Origin of the sequence: Polaribacter sp. 11A2H (genome assembly GCF_011379025.1) — a bacterium.
Taxonomy (GTDB): Bacteria; Bacteroidota; Bacteroidia; order Flavobacteriales; family Flavobacteriaceae; genus Polaribacter.
In genome coordinates, this window is sequence record NZ_WTLD01000011.1 from 67240 (window position 1) to 89134 (window position 21895).

Below are 21895 nucleotides of genomic sequence, written 5' to 3' on the forward strand. Positions count from 1 at the left end.
GTGTTCGAGTGTCATTTCGAAATGAGCCTCTTTCAGGTGATTGAGAAATCTCACAAGTTTGGTATTGATTATGAGATTCCTCTTCCTGCGTCATTCGGAATGACAATCATACTTCATTCGGAATGACATTTGTAATTGCCAGTGACTACTTAATCACTTCAATCCAACGTCCTTTTGTTCTCACCAAATAATCATGATCATACATGGCTTCTACCTGAATTCCTGGTAAATAATAATTTCCTAAATAGGCTGCATTCAACAACACCGTAAAAGTTTTTGTTTCTGCTTTATTAGACTGCTGATTCAAATCGAAATAAAAATTAACTCTATCATCTCTAATATCTGTATAACGAGCTTCACTTTTTGTAGTTGTACCAAAATCTGTAAAACGAGTGTTTACAATTTCCCATCCTGATGGGAAAACTTGCGTTAAAGCAATGTCTTTTACAGTTTCATTTTTAGGATTGCTCACAATTATTTTTGCTACAAAATCCTGACCTTGTTTTAAGTTGTTGATATTGATAGGTTTTCCTTGCAAATCCACATATTGAACAGACGCACTCAAGCCTCTACTTTCTGTAATTTCATCACCCAAAGGCAACTGACCAGAATTGATAATTCTTGCAAAGACAACATTGTTATCTTCATTTTTTATAGTGATAGAGTTTGCTCCGTTTTTAACCTGAACGGTTCTTTGCACCATAGAACTTTGTGTGTCTACCGCAACCGTTTTCCCGTTATTAGTATATTCTAAATTAATGGCTTTCCCTCCGTTTTTAACCACCATTTTACCAATTGCTAATAAACTATATGCAGTAGACTGTGTGCTCATCCATTTACTACCAGACAATTCTTTTGCAATAGATTTCGCCACCTCTTTTATGTCTTTATGATCAGTTATTAACATGGTTTCTAAAGCCATTGCTCGGTTTCTATCTACAGATCCGTAAGAATAATAATTGTATTTAGAAGTGGTAAAATTAATATTTGCAGTGTTCATAATTTCTAAACTCGCTTCTTTTTGTCCTGCCAAAGCATACGCTGCAGCCAAACGCCATTTTGCATCGTTAGAAATTTGTTTAAACTCGCGCATTCTGTTCATTGCAGACAAATCTGGACTACCAGCCAAAGCCAATGTATATAAACGATAAGCTTGTGCTAAATCTGTATAATTATTTCTGTAATCTGGTCTCCAATTTCTTGCTGCATTTTTCTGATACCTAATAAAATCACTTTTAAAAGTTAACGGTAAAACAAATCCTTTTTTAGCAGCTTCTAACATAAAATGACCAGCATAGGTTGTTCCCCAATCATCTGTTTCACTTTCTCCCATCCAATAACTCAAACCTCCATTTGCTTGCTGAAAGTTTCCTAATCTTTTAATTCCGTTTTCTATATTTTCTTGAATTTGACGTTTTTTATCCGACGTTAAGTCGAAAATATCATTCAAAAATAATTGTGGAAAAACACTCGAAGTCGTTTGTTCTACACATCCATGTGGATACCGAATTAAATACTCTAATCTTCCAGAAAAGTTAATTTGAGGAATGGTAGATAATTCTAACATTGCGGTATTTGATCCCTCAACTCCAAATGTATCAAAATTAATAGTTTGACTTTTATTTCCTTCTACAGTTGCATCTACTATTTTAGATGTAATTGGATTCGGATTTACAACATCTAACTCCACTTTATAAGTTGCTTTTTCTCCATTTCCGGATGCAATAATTTCAACCGTATTGATGCCGTTTGCTTTTAAAACATCCAATTCAAAATACACCATTTTTTCATCTGGTTTCTCAAAATTAAGTTTTTGAGTTTTATGACCAATCACTGCTATTCCGTTAGATGTTTTTACCTCAATCGTTACATTTTTTACTTTGTTATCCATTGCAAAAATGGTAATTGGCAACGTAACTTTTTCCTTTGGCGATAATTTTCTTGGCAACGTAGCCAACACCATTAAAGGCTTTTTAACAGGAACTGCTTTTTCTGCATTTCCAAAAGCTTCATTAGTAACATCACCCGCAACTACCATGGTTCTTACAGAGCCAATATAATTTGGTAAGGTAATTTTATGTGCTGCTGTTTTTCCTTTTTTAAGATAAAACGGACCAATAAATTTTACAACTGGTTTAAATCTGTTGGCTTTTCTATTTTTTGCAGCAGCAGCACTTCCATCTCCACCAATTGCAAAAACCTGATCCACACTACCCGAATATGCACCAATTACATCATCAAAAATATCCCAAGTTTTTACACCTAAACCTTCTCTTGCATAGAAAACATCAAATGCATTCGGAGTTTTAAAACGTGTTAAATCTAACAAACCTTCTTCTACAACTGCTAAAGTATAGGTCATGGCTTTGTTGTTTTTTTCAGAAACTTTTACCGTAAATTCTTTTTCTGGCTGTAATTCATCTGGCATCGAAATTTGAGGCTCTAATTTGGTACTTTCATCTTCTACCAAAAGCGGAATTACACCAAACAATCTTATTGGTAAATCATTTTCAGAAACTTGGTGTGGTTGTAATAATGAAATATTTACAAACACATTGGGCGCCATATTTTTGTTGATAGGAATTTCTACAGAAGTATTCCCTTTTGTAGTTTTCATCCATTTTGTTTCTAATACTTTTGTACCATTTTCTATACTGATTAACGCATGACCTTCACTACCTGATGGAAATGTAATTTTTGCAGTTTCACCAACATTGTACTTTTCTTTATCCGCAGAAAACACTAACATTTTTGCAGCTTCTTTATTATCAGAACCAGAATTTTCCCACCAATTTTTATAGAAATAGACTGTTCTACCCGTTGCGTGACCACTTTTCTTATCGATTACTCTTATTAAAAAACGACCTCTATCTCTTTCTGGAATATTCAAATTGAAACTTCCATTTCCTTTAGAGTTCGTGCTAATTTTTAAAGTTTTATATGGTTTATTATACGTGCTAGAAGTATATCTAGACAAGTTATCATCCGAAGAACTCCACCACCAACGCCACTCAATTTTATAAACTTCAACCTCTATTTCATCTCTTTTCACTGGACTTCCTTTTTCATCAACCGAAACCACAGAAAAAGTTTGATTTTCATCTGTAAAGAAAGAACCATACCTATTTCCTTCTGGAGATTTTAAACCTACAAAAGAAGTAAATGGCGCATATTTTTTAGTGAAAGCATCTATAGAAAAATCGCCTCCGTTCTCAAATGCTCTTACCAAAAACTGAACGTTTAACATTCCGGGAGCATTTTTACCAATACTTAATTTACTATCAATTTTTGCGAAACCGCTTTCATCTAATTTTCCTTCAAAAATGTTTATTTCTTCAGATGAAAACTCTCTTGATGGATCTGTAAAAACATAGTCTTTGTAATCTTCAAAACCATAATTTGCCGTAGACACTTTTGCTTTAATTTCTGCTTTTAGGTTTTTTGCAGGAGTTCCGTGCAACCATTTTACATCTAAAGTTCCATTAACGGGTTTGTTGGCTGTTAGAACTTCATCATCAAAATCGACCTTAATTTTTAAACGATTCGGTTTTACAGTTTCTATTTTTAGTGACTTGTAAAACTTTGCACCACCTACAGAAATTTTTGCATTGTAGTTTCCTGCTTTTGCTTCTTGAGTAGTTGAAAATATAAAGTTGTAAAAGTTATTTACGTTTTCTGATGTTACTTTTTTATACACCAATTTTCCACTAGGGTCTGTAACTTCTAGTTTAACAGGATGGTTTTTTGGCAATTTATTATCTGCATCATTTAGTAAAAACGTTAAATACAAATTGTCTCCTGGACGCCAAACTCCGCGTTCTCCATAAATATATCCTTTTAAGCCTTTTTCTGTTTTGCTACCAGCAACATCAAACTTACTTAAAGACAAAGAATTCCCGTCGAACAATCGAATGTATCCTTTATTATTACCTTTAGAAACCACTGCAAAAGCTGCAGCTTTAGAAGTCTCAATATTAGCAAATCCTTCTGAATCTGTTTTGGTAGTTACAATTTCTTGTTGCTGAAAATTAAATAATTTAATAGTTGCTCCAGCCTGAGGTTTTGTGCTTAAAATATCTGTTATGGCAAAGAAATAAGAATTATTTTCTCCTTTTTTTGCAATGATTCCTAAGTTTGAAGCTAATAAATTCTGAGTTACTTCTTTATAGTAGTAATAAGAATCGGAACAAGGGTTGTCTCTTTCTTGCCAGTTATAATTACGATCTTTATAATCGTATAATTTATTGTCCCAATACAATTCTTCTCTCGCTTCTTCGTCCTCTATTTTACTTAAATCATCATACGTTTCTTCTTCGAAATTAGAGTTTACACTTTTATTTTCTGAACAATCATAAAGTGCCTGACTTTTATTAAAACTCAATTCTACTCTATAAATAGCACCAGGTTCAGCATCTATCAATTTAGCCAAATCTACACTATACGCCTTCCATTTTTGAGTATTAGTTGTCTTGCTGTCAATTAACGTAATGGTTTGCTTAGCAACACGTCTACCAACACGTATAATTTGGTATTCATTATCACTATTCATACTGTTTTCCTGCAAAAACTGAAGTACATTATCTTCATAGATTTTTATAATTCTAACATCTACTTCTTTTACGTTGATGGCTTCAAAATTGAATTTTAAATCTTTAGAATTTGGTAAAATAGCTCCACTACTTATCGCTCTTATTGCTGGTTTCTTTTGTTCAAAAGTGATAGTTTCCTTAAAAGATTCTTTTAATTTATAATTATCAGAATTTTTAATTCCCTGAAATACAGAAACTAAAACATCGCCTTGAAACTTATTTTCTAAAAACACTTTTAACTCATTCCCGTTGACAATAAAACGTGGATTTTTCTCATTTTGAATGGTTACCAAACCGTCAAAATTTTGTTGTTTTTTAAGTTGATCAGAAAAGTTAATAGAAATATACTGTTCAGAAGTATTGTTAACTTTTAAACCAAGTACTTTAAAATTATTCTTACCAGGAATTAGAACTTCATTTTCACCTTTAGACTCCGCATTTATTGCTTTTCCATCCCAAGAAATGGCTAATTGAGAGTCTTCTACAAAACGTTGAATGCTATCAACTTTAAATTCGAAAACCTTTCCGTTTTTATAGGATTCATTCCAAACGATGTTTTTTGATGTTCCGTTTTGAGAAGCATTCAGTAACTTTTTCGCATTTTCTAATGAAATAATATCTGCAGATTTTACAAGACCTTCTAAATATTGAAATTCTTTAGAATACGATTGTAAATTATTGGTCTGAATATTAAAATTTGGTGCAATTGTTTTAAACTGAAAAGTATAAGTTTCAAAGTCTTGAGGCGTGTCTTTATAAATTTCTTCCAGATTTACAGAAACACTATATTCTGTATCTGCATCTAAAATTTCATCTGGTATAAATATAAAAGCATGTTTATTTACTGTTTTAACGGTACCACTTACATGCGGTTTCACAGAAATAATTTCAGTTGAAATTTCTTTATTTGCTTCCCATCCTTCTACTTCTTTGGCAAGGTTTACTTCTATATTATTTGCAACAGAAACCACTCCGGATGTAGTGTAACTTATGTATTCTTTAAACTTAAAAATGTTATCTGTTTTAACTTCTTCTTTCTTACAAGAAAGGATCAGTAAAAAGATTGAGATTGTTAAAAGTAGATTTTTCTTTTTCATAGTAATTGTATTTATAAACACAGCTCAAAAATAAGGATTCCCTTTGAGCTTAAGTACGACTATTTAGTATTCGCTATGGTTTATTTAGTATTCGTAAAAAATGGTTATTAACTCTTTTCTTCTTTTAAAGATAAGAGCTTTTTATTACTAAAACCTTAGTCAAGATTTTCACATAAATTCCAAAGACTATATATTCCAGCAAAAATTCCAAATAAAAAAACCCCAATCGGAATGACTGGGGTTTTTGGAGGTGTCTAGCGGATACCTATCACTTTTCTTATTAAGTCTTATTTATCCTCAAACCAACTCCCACCCCCTTATATTATTACAAAGATAACACAATCAAAACAAACAAATAATTACAACAACAAACATTGTGGGTAATTTAGTGGGTAACTTTATAAATAAAAAATATTAAATTTGCAGGACTAATAATCATTGTAATGGCTAACATAAATTTTAAATTAAACAACGGAAAAACTACTGAAGACGGGAAAGAGTATTCTATTTACATTAGATATAGATACGGAAGAAAGGTAGACATTAGAAAAGCTATAGGCTTTAAATCAAAACCAGAAGATTGGAATGAAGAAAAACAAGAAGTCAGAAATAAAGTTCACATAAAAAACAGAGTAAAAATAAATAACCTCATCAAAAATTTAACTAGACGTATAGAAGACTTTGAAGACAATTTAATTCAAAATGGTAAGCAACCAGATCAAAAACTTACAGAAAGAAACTTTAAATCTTTTTTTGATAACGATGACAAAACAAAGCCAAAAAGTCTATTCGATTTTATTGATGATCTTAAAAAACGTCCAGATATAAAAAAATCAAAAACAGCTGGAACGTTAAAAAACTACTTAATTACTAAAAACATATTAAAAAGGTTCAATGATGAGGTTTATAAAATCGACTTTGAAAATATTGATATGAATTTTTACAATGATTTTATTGATTGGTCTGAAAAACAAGATTTATCTAGGAACTACATAGGCAAACTGATACAAACATTAAAATTTTTCTTAAACACCTCTACCATAGAAAAAATTAATACAAATTTAGAATTTAAAAACCCACGATTTAAAGTAATCAGAGAGGAGGTTGATAACATTTATCTATCCCTAGAGGAATTAAACAAAATACACGTACTAGATTTATCGAAACACCCTAAATTAGACCAAGCAAGAGATTTATTCTTAATCGGAGCTTACACAGGTTTAAGAGTATCCGACTTTAATTACCTCAACGAAGAAAATATAAATGATTATGATGGAAATCTTTTTTTAAAAGTAGAAACTCAAAAGACAAAAAAAGAGGTTATAATTCCACTCCGTCCAGAAGTAAAAGAAATTTTAAAAAAACACGGCAATAAACCTCCAAAACGGATGCCTGACCAACAAATTAATTTAAAAATAAAAGAAGTTTGCGAAAATGCTGGGATTGATGAAATTACAAGTATAACAAAAACCATTGGAGGTAAAAAAGTAACAAAGAAAAGCTTTAAATTTGATTTGGTTAAAACTCACACAGCCCGAAGATCATTTTGTACCAATGCTTATTTGAGCGAAATGAACCCAATAGATATTATGCAAATAAGTGGACACACAAGTGAGAAGACATTTTTAAACTACATTAAAGCTGATGCTCTAAAAAAAGCAATTAAAATCGGTTCACATCCTTTCTTTCTAGGAGAAAGTAAAAAATAAAATATTTTAAAATGGCAGGTTACAGAGAAGCAAGTATAGCAATTGAACACATATTAAACACGAACAAAGAAGAACTCACAAATAAAACAGAAGATTTTCTATCTAAATACATAAAAGAATTAAACCTAGCAATAGAGGAATTTGAAACCATTAAAAGATATGCATTTAGAGATCATACAAGACAAAATTCAGATTTTAAAATACTTAAAATAAAAAGTAAAATTAAAGAAATAGAAGAGATAAAAGACTACAAAAGAGTTGAAATAGTTGAAGATAATAAACCGAATTTAAAACACCCATTTACAAATAACGAAACTTTTAAGCTTTTTGAATTCATAGTAAAAAAATGGAATTACAGTTACAATCAAAAATGGGCCGACATCTGGAATGAACTTAGTTTTTCTGACAAATACAAAGCCCCTTTCAAAAACGATTATCAGGCTTTTATTATAAAAAGCTATGGATATACAGGGAAATTTCAATATGACAAACTAAAAGATACTAATAACAAAAACAAAAAGGAATTAATAAAAATTATAGAAGAATTTGATAAAAATAGACCTATTTAGCTCTCTATTTTTTGACACATATCTTTAGACCTTTGCCTAAATAAAATTTAAAAAATTATTAATGGTAAAATCAACACTCATTCAATTATCGCCAAAAGAATTAGCAAACTTTATTAGTTGTGCACTAAAACTTGAACTAATAAAGTTCACAGCAAACCCAAAAGTTAAAGATCTAATCTCTACAGACAAACCCCATCTTACTAGAAAAGAAACTGCAAAATTTTTCGATGTTAGCCTGAATTGCATCAATGACTGGAGCAAAAAGGAGATTCTACAACCTTTTAAAGTAGGTCAAAGGACTTATTTTAAGAAGTCTGACTTAATTGATGTATTGTTCTCTTAAAAACATGTTACATTAATTATTTTATTTGTCATTCTAGAGGACAAATAACTTAATTTACGTTAGCTGTAATGGAAATTCAATATTAAAAAAACCTGTATTAGCCATAGAACTATACGGATAACCACGCATTATGTTAAACAATCGATATACAATCGAATAGAAGCAAGAGCAAGACATAAAACACTAGACGAAAATACTACTATTCTAATAGTTCTAAAAGTAAAACCATTACAAACTATAGTACAATTATTAATGACCATTTAATTACTTAAAATAAACTTAAAAAAATTATGTTAACAAAATCAATATTACAAAAATTATTAGCCTTTAGAATTAAGGTGTCATTCGCAGATTTTAAAGCGATGTTTTCAAAAACTAATATGGACGTGCATCTATGGAATAAATTTTCTAATGAAAGTAATAGCGATTTATTAGATTTTTGCATAAGACTAGATGATAGTAATAAAAATATTTTAATAGATTACATAAACTCTAATTATTAATTAATCTTATTTTTTAAAACAAAACTAGTGTTATGATCGAATAACGATCATAACACTAGTAATTATAACTAAAAAAATAAGTAATCACGTTTCTATTTTAATGATCTAATAATCTTTAATAGAAGTGATGATTTTATTTCCCTAAAAAGGATATTACTTCACTCATCATGCTTTCCCAAGCAAACCAAGAAAGCCAATTAAAATATTGGGTTTCATCGGTAGGGGTGGGTCTCCCTTCTAGTTGTCCACATTCATTTTCGAATTCTTCTAAAATTTGCAATATTGATAAATGATACTTTTTTGCAAAAGCAACTGTATCTGTATAATAAATCATCCCAGGAACTGACCCGCTGTTTGCAGCATAATAATCTTGAGGGTACTCTTTTAATAAAGACCATTCTACCTCACCTTGTTTTAGTAATTTCTTGTGAAAAACAGGAAATGAACTGTGATTTTCTAAAAATGTTTTCTTACTTAATTTTGACATAATTTTTTGTTTCCTATAAGGTGTTCGGAGAGTAAATGAGCTCCTAAGAAACAATGTCAATTCATTCCTTTTTTTAGTACTTCATATTTTTAATTATAAAGCTAAAATGGATAAATATGTTGAAGAAATTCTGGCTAAACTATCTTCTATTATTAAAATAGATTTACAATCTAGAAGTTCATCATCACTAATCATAAACACATACCCCTCCCCTTAAAAGAATTGGCTAAGAACCTAATAGAACCAGAATTTAGAACTATTACAAAGTTCTTAAAGTTATATGTTAATATTTTTAAACTCCTTAATATTTATTTACATAATTCTAGGATTAATTTATTGTATTACTTAAGTAGAATGTATACCTTTATTTTTTATCTTTTATTAGTAAAAATTGCTTTAAATACACTAATATTTATTTCTTGTATTACTCTATTCTTTAATTGAACAGGGGCGTTTTTACTTTGAGGTATTTTATTATAAAAAACTCAGAAATACCTGGGTAGCTCATTTTAACTAAACTGTCAATAGAAAATGGGCAGACTCGTTTTTAAAGGCTACGTTAAATACTAATAAACAAGATAAAAGAAAATAGGGGTATTACTTCTACAAGAAGTACGGCAATTCAGAATATAATAGCCCTAAAATTATTGTAAGAAAAAATAATATGACAAAAGAAAACATAAATAATCTATTATTAACCAGAATAGCCGTTGCTGTTTTAGGTGAAAGTAAAGGATGGTGGAAAACTAAATTTTTCGCTTCAAGTTCAAAGTCTTTTTTAGATTATGTTTACCCAAGATCAAAGAATATTCAATACACAGTTGCATTTGATGCTATTAAAAGTGTTGTTGATGAAAAAGTGGGACCAAATAATTTCCATCTTTTTAGATTAAGCATCAATTATGAAGAACAAATACATCATCAATTAGGCCTTAGTAATTTTGAAGAGTATTTGTCAATCGACAAATCGAGAGAATTATTAATAAACTTGTCAAAAAACCTATCAGTTGATGAGGCAAAGGGTCCAAAGAATATTGGAAACATAAATGATTTAGATGATGATCTTATTCAAGCTTTTGCAGCGGAATATTTAAAAGCAGATGAGAAGGATTATGAAACTTATCCTTATTTGAATTAATCTTTATGATATTAAAAAAAGAATATAACTCAAACCTTTTAAAAGGAACTGGACTTATTCAAGAGATGTTGATACTCATTGATGCATATGATAATTCTGAACCCTATTTAGAATTCCAGGAACGTGTTGTAAAGGATGATTTGTTGTCGAAAAGCACTGAAAATAGGGTAATTGATATAGTCCGAAATATATTTAAAGATCGATTTTTAGGTTACGAAATAAATATACCTGAAGTTCTAAAAGAAATGAGGGAAGAATACGTGAGTATGTCTGTATTAACGCAAATATTTTTCTTGTACACATGTAGGGCAAATAGACTCCTTGTTGATTTTATAATTGAAGTATATTTTAAAAAATTAAATAATGGTTATCATGATTTAAAGTCCAGTGACCCTAAAGATTTTATTAAGGTTGCTCTATCTGACGGTAGAATAAATTCAAGTTGGTCAGAATCAACAATTAATAAGGTTTCACAACACATTATTGCCACACTTATCGATTTTGAACTTATTGAAAGAAACAAAACAATACTCAAATTTAGAATCTTCGATTTAACAGCAAATTATTTAGCACACGAATTACATTTTAGGGGGGTCTCAGACAATAATATATGGACACATAAAGATTGGAGCATCTTTGGATTAAAGCCTCAAGATGTTATTCCTGTATTTGAAAGATTAGCAAACCAAGGAACTTTTATCATGCAGTTTTCAGGTGAATTATTAAGTATTAGTTGGAAAAATAAATCTATGAAAGACTTTATAAATAATGAATGTAAATAAGAAATACAGCGACCTTTTAGATTACCTGCTAGAACCAAAAACATATAATTATAGTGGTGATAAAACTATCTGCTATTTAACCTTTGGTATGGATGATATTATATCCGTAAAGCAAAACTTGAATCAGGTTTGGGTTGAGCTTGCTAAAAATAAAGGTTTTAATGTTACTATACTTTCTATTCACGATTTACTCAAATCCTTTTTTAGTAAAGATGAATACCGAATAGAAGCTGGAGAAGATGCAGTAGATAGCGAGGATGATACTCTTGAAGTGTATCAAAGTTTAGGGGAGAATTTAAAAAACCAAGAAATAATAGAGAAGGCAATTCTGGAAGCACAAGAGAAAATTGATCCAAAATCTGGAGTTTTATTTATTACAGATTTAGAAGCCATTCATCCCTTCAGTCGATTTGGCCCCATTGAACAAAAAATTTACACCAAAATTAAAGTACCAATAGTGGTCTTTTATCCTGGGGAAATATCAGGTACAGCACTAAAATTTTTAGGATTTTACCCTGAAGACGGAAACTATAGATCCAAACATTTTTAAAAATTAAGAAATGACAAAAATTAAATCATTATTTGGTAAGGATAAAGATATCTACAGAGGTATAGAAAAGGTAGTAACCTTTGGTAATGCATCTGAGCAAAATTTAAAACAAGAAGTTTCTGAGTATGTTGTTACGGAAAAGATTAGAGATAATTTTGAAAAAATATTAGACTCTCTTTACAATGGAATGAACGAGAGTTCTAATGAAATTGGAATATGGGTATCTGGGTTTTATGGTTCTGGTAAAAGTTCTTTTGCAAAATATTTAGGTTTTGCACTAAAAAAAGAGATGATTATTGATGACAAGGCGTTTCATGAACGTTTATCAAATAGAATTAATTCAGCACCCATTGCGCAAGTTTTTAAGTCTATTATAGCAAAACATGATCCGGCAGTTATTTTATTAGATTGTGCTACTGAGCAAATAAAAGGAGGAACTTTGCCACCGATACTTGAATTACTGATTGCTAAGGTATACCATTTAGCTGGGTATTCTACAGATAGTCAGTTGGCAAATTTTGAAAGAATGTTGCAGAAAGATGGGAATCTTGAAAAATTTAAATCTAGAATCACTACTGATTTTGATAAAGATTGGGATGACATTAAGCTAAATGATCAATTAAGAGCAAAAGGAATTGCAAGTAACTTGGCTGCTGAAATGTATCCTGAAATATGGCAAGATGCTAGAGCATTTAAAACCACAAAGGTGGATGATATGAGTTCCGACAAACAAAAAGTAGAGGAATTATTAGCAACAATTAAAAAAATCACAGGTAAAGAGAATATCATTTTTATAGTAGATGAGGTTGGTCAATATATTGCTGCAAAAGACAGCTTAATACTATCACTACAAGGAACTTTAGAGAACCTGAAAAATATAGGTAAAGGTAAAGCTTGGTTATTAGCTACTGCACAGCAGACTTTAACAGAAGATAATCCAAATGCTAGATTAAATTCAGATAAATTATATAAACTGAATGCTAGATTTCCTGTTACAGCTGAAATTGAAGCTTCTGACATCAAAGAAATATGTACACAGCGTTTATTAGGAAAATCTAGTGATGCTGCTGCTGAATTAAAACAATTATACGCAAAACATAGTGAAAAACTACGTCACTTTACCAAATTAGAACAGTGCGATAGAACCATGTATGTAAAGGCGTCTTTGGATGAAAAGAATTTCATTGATTTGTACCCGTTCTTACCTCAACATTTCGAAATTATTATTGCTTTATTGGGGAGGCTAGCCAAAATAACAGGTGGTGTTGGTTTACGCTCTGCTATAAAAGTTATTCAAGATATTTTAACAGATAATCTAAATTCTGAAGAGGAAGCTTTTGCCGAACTAGAAACAGGTAAACTAGCTAGTATGTATCATATTTATGATGTTTTAAAGTCTGATATTAGAAAAGCATATAGCCATGTAGTTGCTGCTGTTGATAAAGTAGTAATCTATTATGGAGAAACGAGTGAACAAGCAAAAGTAGCAAAGTCTATTGGCTTGCTGCAGCTTCTGGAAGACTTGCACCTTTCTTCAAAGAATGTAGCATCTTTAATGCTTACAAATGTAAGCTCAGAATCTAATGAAAAAGAGGTTTTAAAATTAATTGAAGAGATTAAAACAATGCCAGGGAATACGCTTCAAGAAATTGATGGCGAATTAAGATTCATGACGGATGCCATTATTAATATTGAAAATGAAAAGGCTAGAATCATACCACAGGGTGGAGATAAAAGAAAAGTATATGAAAGTATAATTAAAGATATTTTCTCTCCAGTACCTTCTGCAAGATTACAAAATACCAAAACTGTAAAAAGTGGTATTAATCTTAACTTGGAAATGAGAGTTTTTAAACTAATTGATACTAATGAAGAAATTCAACTTGAAACTTCTTTTGTTCAAGAAAATGAATACGCTACTAGGTTAAGTGAATTAACTAGAAATAGCACAGAAGCAACAAACCAATCTCGATTTTATTTACTTGGAAAGTTAGCGAAAGATATTGAAGATGATATTATAGAGATTGTTAAATGTGAAGAGATATCCAACAAACGATTAACCGACAAAGAGATAAATGACTATTTAAATGGTCAAAAACAACTAGCACAATCATTAAGAAACAACGTTCGCCGCTCTATCTTACAGGCCTTTGAAAAAGGTGAGTTAATATTTAGAGGTACCTCTACGCCAGTAAAATCGCAAGGTTCTAAATTACGAGAAGCTATTAACTCTAAATTGAAAAGTATTGCTGAAAAAGTTTTTGACAAATATGTACAAGCTCCTTTAACAATACCTGGCTCTGATGCAGAAAAGTTATTAAATTTTAGAGACTTAAAATCATTACCTAGTGCATTGAACCATTTTGATATTGTAAAAAGTGACGGTAGCATTAATTTAAAATATGATGCCATTGTTTCTATTCAAGAATTTATTGATAAAGAAGGGCATGTAGAAGGTAGAAAATTATTGGAAGTTTTCGACGCTGCAAGATATGGATGGAGTAAAGATACAACTCGATTTTTGATAGCTTTAATGTTTATCTCTTCAGATATTAAACTTAGAATAAGTGGAGAGGATATAAAAGTTCTGGGGCCAAAAGCTATAGATGCATTACGCAATGTAAATGGGTTTAATAGAATTGGAATATTACGTTACGATAAGCAAGACCAACCCTCGATGGAAGAATTAGCCATATCAGTTAAAAGGTTGGCAGAATTAACAGGTGAAGTGGTAGCTCCTTTACCCGGTAAGATTGCAGAAGTAGTAAGGCGTCATTTTCCTTCATTTCAAACAAAATATTCAGCGGTTAAAACTGAATTGGAAAATTTAAATTTACCTGGTGTGCAAAAAGCAATTGATGTACAAGAAGGTATTGAAGAAGTATTAAAAGGGGAAGGTTCTGATGCTGCATTTAGATTAGGTAAACCTGATTCAGACTTATACGATAACCTCATATGGATTAAAGAAGTACTACTTACTTTTGAAAAGGGAGTTAAGAAGGACTTTAATAAAGCAATAGAACTTCAAAAGGCAATTACAGATTTACCAGACCATGGTATTCCTAAGGAATTAAAAGACGCTACACAAAACGATTTTGAAACAGTAAAAGATGTTGTAGAAAGTGAAGATTTTGTGAGCAAAATTCCTGATTTAAAAGATGCTATTTCAAACATTGAAAATTTAATATCTGATTATTGTGGGAAATTTTTAAATTCAGAAAATGAAATAAACAAAAATGAAATAAAAACAGTAACAGACAATGCAAAATGGAAGAGTCTAGACCCTAACCAAAAGCAAGAATTAGTAAATAGATTAGATGCTCTAATAATTGAAGATAAGCAAGGAATAGAAGGAGTTAAAGACATTCTTAATGCTGCTTACGCAGCTGGTAGTACTCTTAGATCTGTAAAAGAGCAAATTGAAGAATACACGAAGATTAAGACCAAACCTACAGTTGGTAAAAAATCAAGAACAATCAACTTATCTGGTCTACCTAAACAAATAAAAACGGTAGAGGATTTGGATAGTATTATCAAAAAACTAACCGAATTAAAAGGTGAATTAAAAGAAGATGAAACAATAGAATTAAACTGGTAATATGGCATTAACGCAAGGCGCACGTAATAAGATCAAATCTTTTGTTCAATCAGCTAAAAAATTGTTGATGAATGAGTTTTTATCACAAATACAACAATACTATGGCATTCGTCCAGATGGTAGTTATTTGATGGTAGAAGAGTTAACTACTAATGATGGTTCCATTATCCAGACAGCACGATTGTTAAGAGAGCGTCTTAGCTATTTAGAAGAGACCATAGCAGGAAATAACAAGAAAGAAGAAGCTGTAGAACAATTAGTGCGTGAACAGGCCTTTACTATTTTGAATCGTTTTGCGGCCTTACGTATGGCTGAAGATCGGAATATAATTCCAGAGGCCATTAAAAAAGGGTATAATTCAGAAGGTTTTCAAGTCTTTGATCAGCTTAGTGGGGGTGCCCAAAGTGCAGATCAATTTGTACGTTATACATGGTTTTTAAAAGCGATGTTCGATGAATTGGCTATAGACTTGCCTGCCGTTTTTGCTAGGTTCTCTCCCTATGCATTATTATTCCCTTCAGAAAAAGTAATGCTAGAATTATTAGACATTATTGATGATGAAGATTTAAGTATTTACAGAGAAGAAGGACATCAACCAATAAATCTTTGGGAAGAAGATGAAACCATTGGCTGGGTATACCAATATTATAATAGTAGAGAAGAGATTAGTGCGATGCGAGATGCTTCTGGAGCACCCAGAAATAGTCGTGAATTAGCCGTAAGAAACCAGTTCTTTACACCAAGGTATGTAGTTCAATTTCTTGTAGACAATAGTCTAGGAAGACAATGGTTTGAAATGACCAAAGGACAAACAAACTTAGTAGACTCCTGCCAGTATATGGTAAAGCGCAAGCATGAAATCTTCTTAGAAAAAGGAGAAGCTATTCCTGAAGCTAAAATTGAAGGTGCTAATTATATAGAATATAGAATATTAAAAGATCCAAGAGAAATACTCATGTTAGATCCTGCTTGCGGTTCTATGCATTTTGGTTTGTACAGCTTCGATCTATTTGAAAAGATATACATTGAGGCTTGGGACAATTATCCAGATTTACTACTAGATTTAAGAGATAAATACTTGCGAGCAGATTATATAAAACAAATACCTGGTTTTATTCTGGCTCATAACATTCATGGAGTCGATATAGATCCTAGAGCTATACAAATAGCTGGTTTAAGTTTATGGCTAAGAGCTCAAAAAAGTTACAAGTCTTTAGGGCTACAACCTGCAGAACGTCCGGCTATTCAGAAAAGTAATTTAGTCGTTGCAGAACCTATGCCGGGTGATGCAAGTTTACTAAACGAATTTACCCGCAGTTTACCAGGACCAATTGGTAAATTAGTGCGTGTAATCTGGGATAAAATGCAATTAGCAGGAGAAACAGGTCTGCTTCTTAAAATTGAAGAAGAATTAAAAAAAGAAATTGAAATAGCCAAAGCAGAGTACAATAAATACAAAGGGGGCTCCACTCAAACGTCAATATTTGGTGGAACAGAAGATTCTAAAGCAGCTGAAATGGCTGCCATTTATGGGGAGAATCAGAAAATATCAAAAGACTTCTTTGAGACCGCAGAAGATGAGGTATTAAAAGCATTACAAAACTTTGCTGAAAACGCTGAAGGGGATAACGCCTTTCAAAAGTTACTCTTTGCCGAAGATACAGCTAGGGGATTCGCATTTATTGAATTGTGTAGAAAGCGTTATGATGTGATTGTGATGAATCCCCCATTTGGCTCAACATCAAAGGGAACTAAATTATATATTGATTTAAACTATCCAGAATCAAATACTGAGTTAGCAGCTGTATTTATGGATAGAATGAATGGAATGCTTAATATAAATTCACTTTTAGGAGCTATCACCACCCGTACTATATTCTTTATGAGTTCACTTCGAAATTGGAGAAAGAAAACGTATTTCGAACGAAATAGATTACCATTTTATGTTGATCTAGGATCTGGAGTTCTAGACGCTATGGTGGAAACTGCAGCAACCATTTCAATTAATGGCATAACTGATAAATCTTTATTTTACCGTCTTACAAAGATGGAGCTCAAGGCTAAGGAATTAGAACGACTAGTAAAAGAAAAAAATGATAAAGACATATATTCGATTGATACGACGATCTTAAGTAATATATCCAATGAACCGCTTTGCTATTGGGTGGATGAAAAAACTGTGGAAATGTTCATTAATTCACCAAAATTTGAAAATAATGATAGAGGTGCGAAACAAGGTCTCGCAACGGCTGACAATCCTCGTTTTGTAAGGAATATATGGGAAATTAAACAATTATCAACTTCAGAGCAAGAAAATCAATATATGGGTTGGTCGAATTATCTAATGGGTCAAGAAAGTATAAGATTCTATTCTGATTTTAATTCTTGTGTAAATTGGAAGAAATCAGGTAATGAACTATGTAATTTTTTTAATGAAAGAGGTAAAATAAAATCTAGGCCTCAAGGTATAAAACATTACTATTTAAAGGGAATAAGTTGGTCTTATCGAACCTCAAAATTTCAACCTCATCTAATAAGTTCAGGTGCAATTCCAAGTCATGGGAGAATAATTACTGTATTTCCAAATGATGACGAAATATTAAGCTGTTTGGGTTATTGGAATACTGAGTATGTAGACTATTTAATTAAACTAAGTATGGAAGCTGATTCTGGAAATCCTCGATTTGCTAATGGAACTATTAATAAATTACCGCATCCAATTCTAAATTCCAGTATAAACAAAGAATTAAAAAGAATCTCCTTAGAACAATATTATTATGTTAAAGAAGTGTTTAGACTTGAAGAAAAAAGTTTGGCCTTCACATCAAATTCATTTGTAAATGAACAAAATCTCCTTTCTTTTAAAAATAAAAGAAAGGAGATTTTAGAAAAGAATAAAGTTAATTATTTAGATAACTTGAGGTTGTTGAATAATTTGGTTTATAATTATTTTTCAATTTCTAAAGAAGAACAAATTGATATTAAAGAAATAATTAGCAAGGCAGGTGAAGCTTCTGAAAGTAAAGTATTTGAAGTAAATCCAAAAGCTTTTATTGAAAATATTTTCACGACTATAATTGGATCTGCTTTTGGTAAATGGGATATACGTATTATTAAATTATGGAAAAAGGTATGGAGTGATGAAGGAGTTTTTAAAGCTAGAAAACATAGTCCGTTTTTATATGGCAAAAAAGAATCTACTTTAGATTTAGTTTTACCCGAATATCATGATAACATTAAAGAAATTTGGAAAATGCCTTATCCAATTGAGGTATTAGAAGATTGTGCTACTGTTTCTGATATTAATCCAATTGTAGATAAACTAAAAGAAGTTATTAAATATTTTTGGCCAGAAACCTTTGATACTATTGAAGAAGAACTTGTAGATCATTTTAAAGTCAATGATTTAGGGGAGATAATTGATAAGCATTCAAAATTCTTTGATGCTCATTTAAAAGATTATTCACGTAACAAGCGTATATCACCAATTTATTGGCATTTGTGCGTACCTTCTGGTAAATTCAGCGTTTGGATATACTACCCAAAACTTAATGACAATAGTTTATATAAAATTATAAATGAACTAGTCGATCCTAAGCTTGATGAAGTAGCTAAAGAAGTTGAGGCCTTAGAACTCAATGGTTCTACCAAAGATTTCAATGATCAAAAAGAATTCTTAGAAGAGTTAGAGGATTTTAAAGAAGAGTTATTACGAGTGGCACAACTGCCATATAAACCCAACCAAGATGATGGCGTACTTATAACTGCAGCTCCTTTACACAATTTATTTGGTCATACAAAATGGCGTAAAAGCACAGAAGCATGTTGGAAAAAATTAGAAAAAGGAGAATACGATTGGGCACATTTAGCATATAGTATTTGGCCAGATAGAGTAACTAATAAGTGTAAGAAAGATTTAAGTATGGCAATTGCACATGGTCTAGAATCTATATGTGAGGTTAAGCCAAAGGAGAAAAAAACAAGAAAGAAACCAACAGTAAAGGAGGAAACACAAAACAAACTTTTATAATAACTGAAACTATAAATGATTAAAGAGTATATCAAAAAATATTTGCTAGACAAAATAGACAGGAAACATAGTTTAGTTATTTATGATTCTAATTTATTTTACCGTGATTTGGTTTTAGAATTAGCAACTGAAAATATAAAAGTATTTGATGCATCTAAAAATGTCATCACAGAAAGGGAAGCTGCTTTAGACTATTGGGTGAATGAAATTCCAAAACAAAACGATAAGAAATTAATATTCTATGTCCCTTTTGATAAGAAGATTGAAGATGATGAAAAAGCTACAGATCCTTTTTTAATTTTTACAGGTGGTGGCGTTATATTTCCAGATGAGGCATCAGATGATTATAAGCAAATTTGTTTAGCTGCATTACCTGATAAAACAGCAAAAGTAGAAGCTATATTTTCACATGAGAAATTCCCGTCTTTTAATAAAATAGATGCTTTAGATGGAGGGAATTCCTATCCTTCATTAAAAAGTGGTTTAGGAGCTCAATCTCAAGCAGAGATATTATTAGCATTTTTAAATCCTACAGATCAGCAATTAGCATTTTTAAAAACGGACAAATCCTGGAGCTCAGAGTTAAAACAATTTTTAAAAGAGAGCTTAGGTTTTAAAGTAACTTCTAAAAAAGTAGAAACGATACAAAACCATCTCTGGAGAATTGTATTGTTTAGTGAGTTTGTTTTTGATCTTCCTGTAGAACTTCCAAAGTCGTTAAAAGAAGTTTCTATCGCTAAAGAAGAATCCAAAGACGTTATATTTAAGGTATGTAATCAGTTAAGGAGTTTAAAAGATACTGAAGAACTGTATATAATTAATGCCAATAGAGTGAGTGATGAACTTGGGCTAGGTAAACTCTTTAATGCAGAAAACAATTTAGGAGAAATAAACACTTTTGCGTTTGAAGATTCATCGTTTTTTATTCAATTTAAAAACGAGTTATTAAAGAGAAATTTTAATAAAGCAAAGACACTTGCAGAAACCTCTTCTAAATCGATTTGGAGTATCTATGACGACGAAAGAAGAGCTGCATGGCAATTAGGTAATAAAATTTGTGAATTACTAAAATGTATTGAAGCTGAATCCGATAAGATAAAAAAGATAGATTCTCTTAAAAAAATTATTAACTGGTATACCTCATCAGGTTTTAACTTAGATAGTTTACAAAGAGAAATTGAAAAAGGTGTTCAAAATGAAATTGTAATCTCTCCTAATTTAACTGAAGTAATAGCCTTTGGTCGTAAAGAATATCATTTGTTTATGGATGATGTTCAAAAGAAATTTCAAAAAGGGATTGAAACAGAAGGAGTTTCTAATATTAATATTCAAAGAAACATTAGCCTATTCAATGATAAGGTTAAACCCTTAATAGACAATGGAAAGAAAACTGTATATATTTTAGCAGATGCATTGCGTTTTGAACTAGCAGTATTTCTTAAAAACAGATTAGATCGAGCAGATTTTGATTGTAATTTAGAACCTTCATTGGCCTTTATACCAACAATTACAAAATATGGAATGGCAGCACTAATGCCAGAAGCAGATAAGAATTTAGAATTAAAGCTTGTCAATAATAAGTTAGAACCATTTTTAAAGGGTACCCCCTCTGGGAATAGAAAGGATAGAATTAAATATACAGAAGGTTTATTAGGAGACAAGAGTGCATGGTATTGGGAAAAAGATATCCTGAACGATCAATTTGAAGAGAAGGATATTCTTTTTGTTACTACTACAGAAATTGATCAGGCTGGTGAAAACTCACCGGAGAATGCTCAAGCTCTTATTGATAGTGCTATTCATAAAATATTAAAAGTTTGTGCTAAACTAAAAGAAAAGGGCTATGAAGAATTTGTTTTAGTAGCAGATCATGGTTTTGTACTTGTAGATAGTTTTAAAGCAGGTAACAATGCAACCAAACCACCTGGAGATTGGTCATTAGAAAAATCTAGGTGTGTAGTAGGTACTGGTGATACAAGTTCTAACCACATTCTTATGTCCAATGAAGATTTAGGTATTAAAAGTGAGTCAAAACAATTTTTGTTTTTAAAGAATTATGCAACTTACGAAAGAGGTAAAAAATTCTTTCATGAAGGATTATCTTTACAAGAATGTATAACTCCTCTACTAACGTTTAGACCGAAAAGAATAGAAACTAAACAAGATTACCAAATTAACTTAACTTATAAAGGAAAAGTTTCCGGATATGTAACTACAAGAAGACCCTCAATTGAAATTTCTTGTTTTGGAGATTCTTTCTTCGACGAACCTATTGACATAATGTTAGAAGCTATAGGAGATAATAAGTTTATTGGTGGACCTGCAGCATCTGAAAATGTAAATTCTACATCTGGTTTTGCAGAAATTAAGCCAGGTCAATCATTAAAAATCACGATGTCTTTACATGATGATTTTGAAGGGAAGTTTACTATATATGCAAAGGCACCTGCGACGGGTGTTATATTGTCTGAAATTAATCTAGAAACTGATTATTTATAAA

The 21895-nt window shown here is 31.1% G+C and carries 12 protein-coding genes; 10 read left to right on the forward strand and 2 right to left on the reverse strand.

Annotated features, from left to right (window positions below; translation table 11 throughout):
- Positions 1-145 precede the first annotated feature (145 nt).
- Positions 146-5686, reverse strand: coding sequence for an alpha-2-macroglobulin family protein (locus GQS58_RS13545; protein ID WP_166386786.1), 5541 nt, complete (start codon positions 5684-5686; stop codon positions 146-148).
- A gap of 443 nt (positions 5687-6129) precedes the next feature.
- On the opposite strand from GQS58_RS13545, the gene GQS58_RS13550 reads away from it, so the two are divergent.
- The 4 genes from GQS58_RS13550 (at position 6130) to GQS58_RS13565 (ending at position 8810) form a co-directional block, all read left to right on the forward strand.
- Entirely contained in the window at positions 6130-7395 is a 1266-nt protein-coding gene (locus tag GQS58_RS13550; RefSeq protein WP_166386788.1) for a site-specific integrase, read from the forward strand.
- A gap of 11 nt (positions 7396-7406) precedes the next feature.
- Positions 7407-7964, forward strand: a complete 558-nt coding sequence (locus GQS58_RS13555; RefSeq protein ID WP_166386790.1) for a hypothetical protein — start codon at positions 7407-7409, stop codon at positions 7962-7964.
- 61 nt (positions 7965-8025) lie between these two features.
- Positions 8026-8307, forward strand: a complete 282-nt coding sequence (locus GQS58_RS13560; RefSeq protein WP_166386792.1) for a helix-turn-helix domain-containing protein — start codon at positions 8026-8028, stop codon at positions 8305-8307.
- Between the two features lie 290 nt (positions 8308-8597).
- On the forward strand, positions 8598-8810 hold the full coding sequence (locus GQS58_RS13565) for a hypothetical protein (RefSeq protein ID WP_166386794.1): 213 nt from the start codon (positions 8598-8600) through the stop codon (positions 8808-8810).
- 133 nt (positions 8811-8943) lie between these two features.
- Here the strand turns inward: GQS58_RS13565 and GQS58_RS13570 are convergent, their stop codons facing one another.
- Positions 8944-9297: a hypothetical protein gene (locus GQS58_RS13570; protein ID WP_166386796.1), complete on the reverse strand. Its 354-nt coding sequence runs from the start codon at positions 9295-9297 to the stop codon at positions 8944-8946.
- A gap of 664 nt (positions 9298-9961) precedes the next feature.
- Here GQS58_RS13570 and GQS58_RS13575 point away from each other — a divergent pair.
- The 6 genes from GQS58_RS13575 to GQS58_RS13600 are packed head-to-tail and all read left to right on the forward strand — an operon-like array spanning position 9962 to position 21894.
- A complete protein-coding gene (locus GQS58_RS13575) occupies positions 9962-10435 on the forward strand; it encodes a BrxE family protein (protein ID WP_166386798.1) in 474 nt (157 codons plus the stop codon).
- 5 nt (positions 10436-10440) lie between these two features.
- Complete coding sequence (locus GQS58_RS13580) at positions 10441-11217, forward strand: BrxA family protein (RefSeq protein ID WP_166386800.1); 777 nt, start codon at positions 10441-10443, stop codon at positions 11215-11217.
- Entirely contained in the window at positions 11204-11767 is a 564-nt protein-coding gene (locus GQS58_RS13585) for a BREX protein BrxB domain-containing protein (RefSeq protein WP_166386802.1), read from the forward strand. The genes GQS58_RS13580 and GQS58_RS13585 overlap by 14 nt, the downstream gene beginning before the upstream one ends.
- A gap of 10 nt (positions 11768-11777) precedes the next feature.
- Positions 11778-15365, forward strand: a complete 3588-nt coding sequence (brxC, locus tag GQS58_RS13590; protein ID WP_166386804.1) for a BREX system P-loop protein BrxC — start codon at positions 11778-11780, stop codon at positions 15363-15365.
- 1 nt (position 15366) lies between these two features.
- On the forward strand, positions 15367-19395 hold the full coding sequence (gene pglX, locus GQS58_RS13595; RefSeq protein WP_166386806.1) for a BREX-1 system adenine-specific DNA-methyltransferase PglX: 4029 nt from the start codon (positions 15367-15369) through the stop codon (positions 19393-19395).
- Between the two features lie 15 nt (positions 19396-19410).
- A complete protein-coding gene (locus GQS58_RS13600; protein ID WP_166386808.1) occupies positions 19411-21894 on the forward strand; it encodes a PglZ domain-containing protein in 2484 nt (827 codons plus the stop codon).
- The last annotated feature ends 1 nt before the right edge of the window (position 21895 follow it).

Excerpts from the sequence above, each read along its gene's own strand:
- GQS58_RS13580 (WP_166386800.1), top strand. The coding sequence starts at position 10,441 with ATGATATTAAAAAAAGAATATAACTCAAACCTTTTAAAAGGAACTGGA.
- GQS58_RS13570 (WP_166386796.1), bottom strand. The coding sequence starts at position 9,297 with ATGTCAAAATTAAGTAAGAAAACATTTTTAGAAAATCACAGTTCATTT.
- GQS58_RS13585 (WP_166386802.1), top strand. The coding sequence starts at position 11,204 with ATGAATGTAAATAAGAAATACAGCGACCTTTTAGATTACCTGCTAGAA.
- GQS58_RS13545 (WP_166386786.1), bottom strand. The coding sequence starts at position 5,686 with ATGAAAAAGAAAAATCTACTTTTAACAATCTCAATCTTTTTACTGATC.
- GQS58_RS13600 (WP_166386808.1), top strand. The coding sequence starts at position 19,411 with ATGATTAAAGAGTATATCAAAAAATATTTGCTAGACAAAATAGACAGG.
- GQS58_RS13565 (WP_166386794.1), top strand. The coding sequence starts at position 8,598 with ATGTTAACAAAATCAATATTACAAAAATTATTAGCCTTTAGAATTAAG.
- GQS58_RS13560 (WP_166386792.1), top strand. The coding sequence starts at position 8,026 with ATGGTAAAATCAACACTCATTCAATTATCGCCAAAAGAATTAGCAAAC.
- brxC (WP_166386804.1), top strand. The coding sequence starts at position 11,778 with ATGACAAAAATTAAATCATTATTTGGTAAGGATAAAGATATCTACAGA.
- GQS58_RS13550 (WP_166386788.1), top strand. The coding sequence starts at position 6,130 with ATGGCTAACATAAATTTTAAATTAAACAACGGAAAAACTACTGAAGAC.
- GQS58_RS13575 (WP_166386798.1), top strand. The coding sequence starts at position 9,962 with ATGACAAAAGAAAACATAAATAATCTATTATTAACCAGAATAGCCGTT.
- GQS58_RS13555 (WP_166386790.1), top strand. The coding sequence starts at position 7,407 with ATGGCAGGTTACAGAGAAGCAAGTATAGCAATTGAACACATATTAAAC.
- pglX (WP_166386806.1), top strand. The coding sequence starts at position 15,367 with ATGGCATTAACGCAAGGCGCACGTAATAAGATCAAATCTTTTGTTCAA.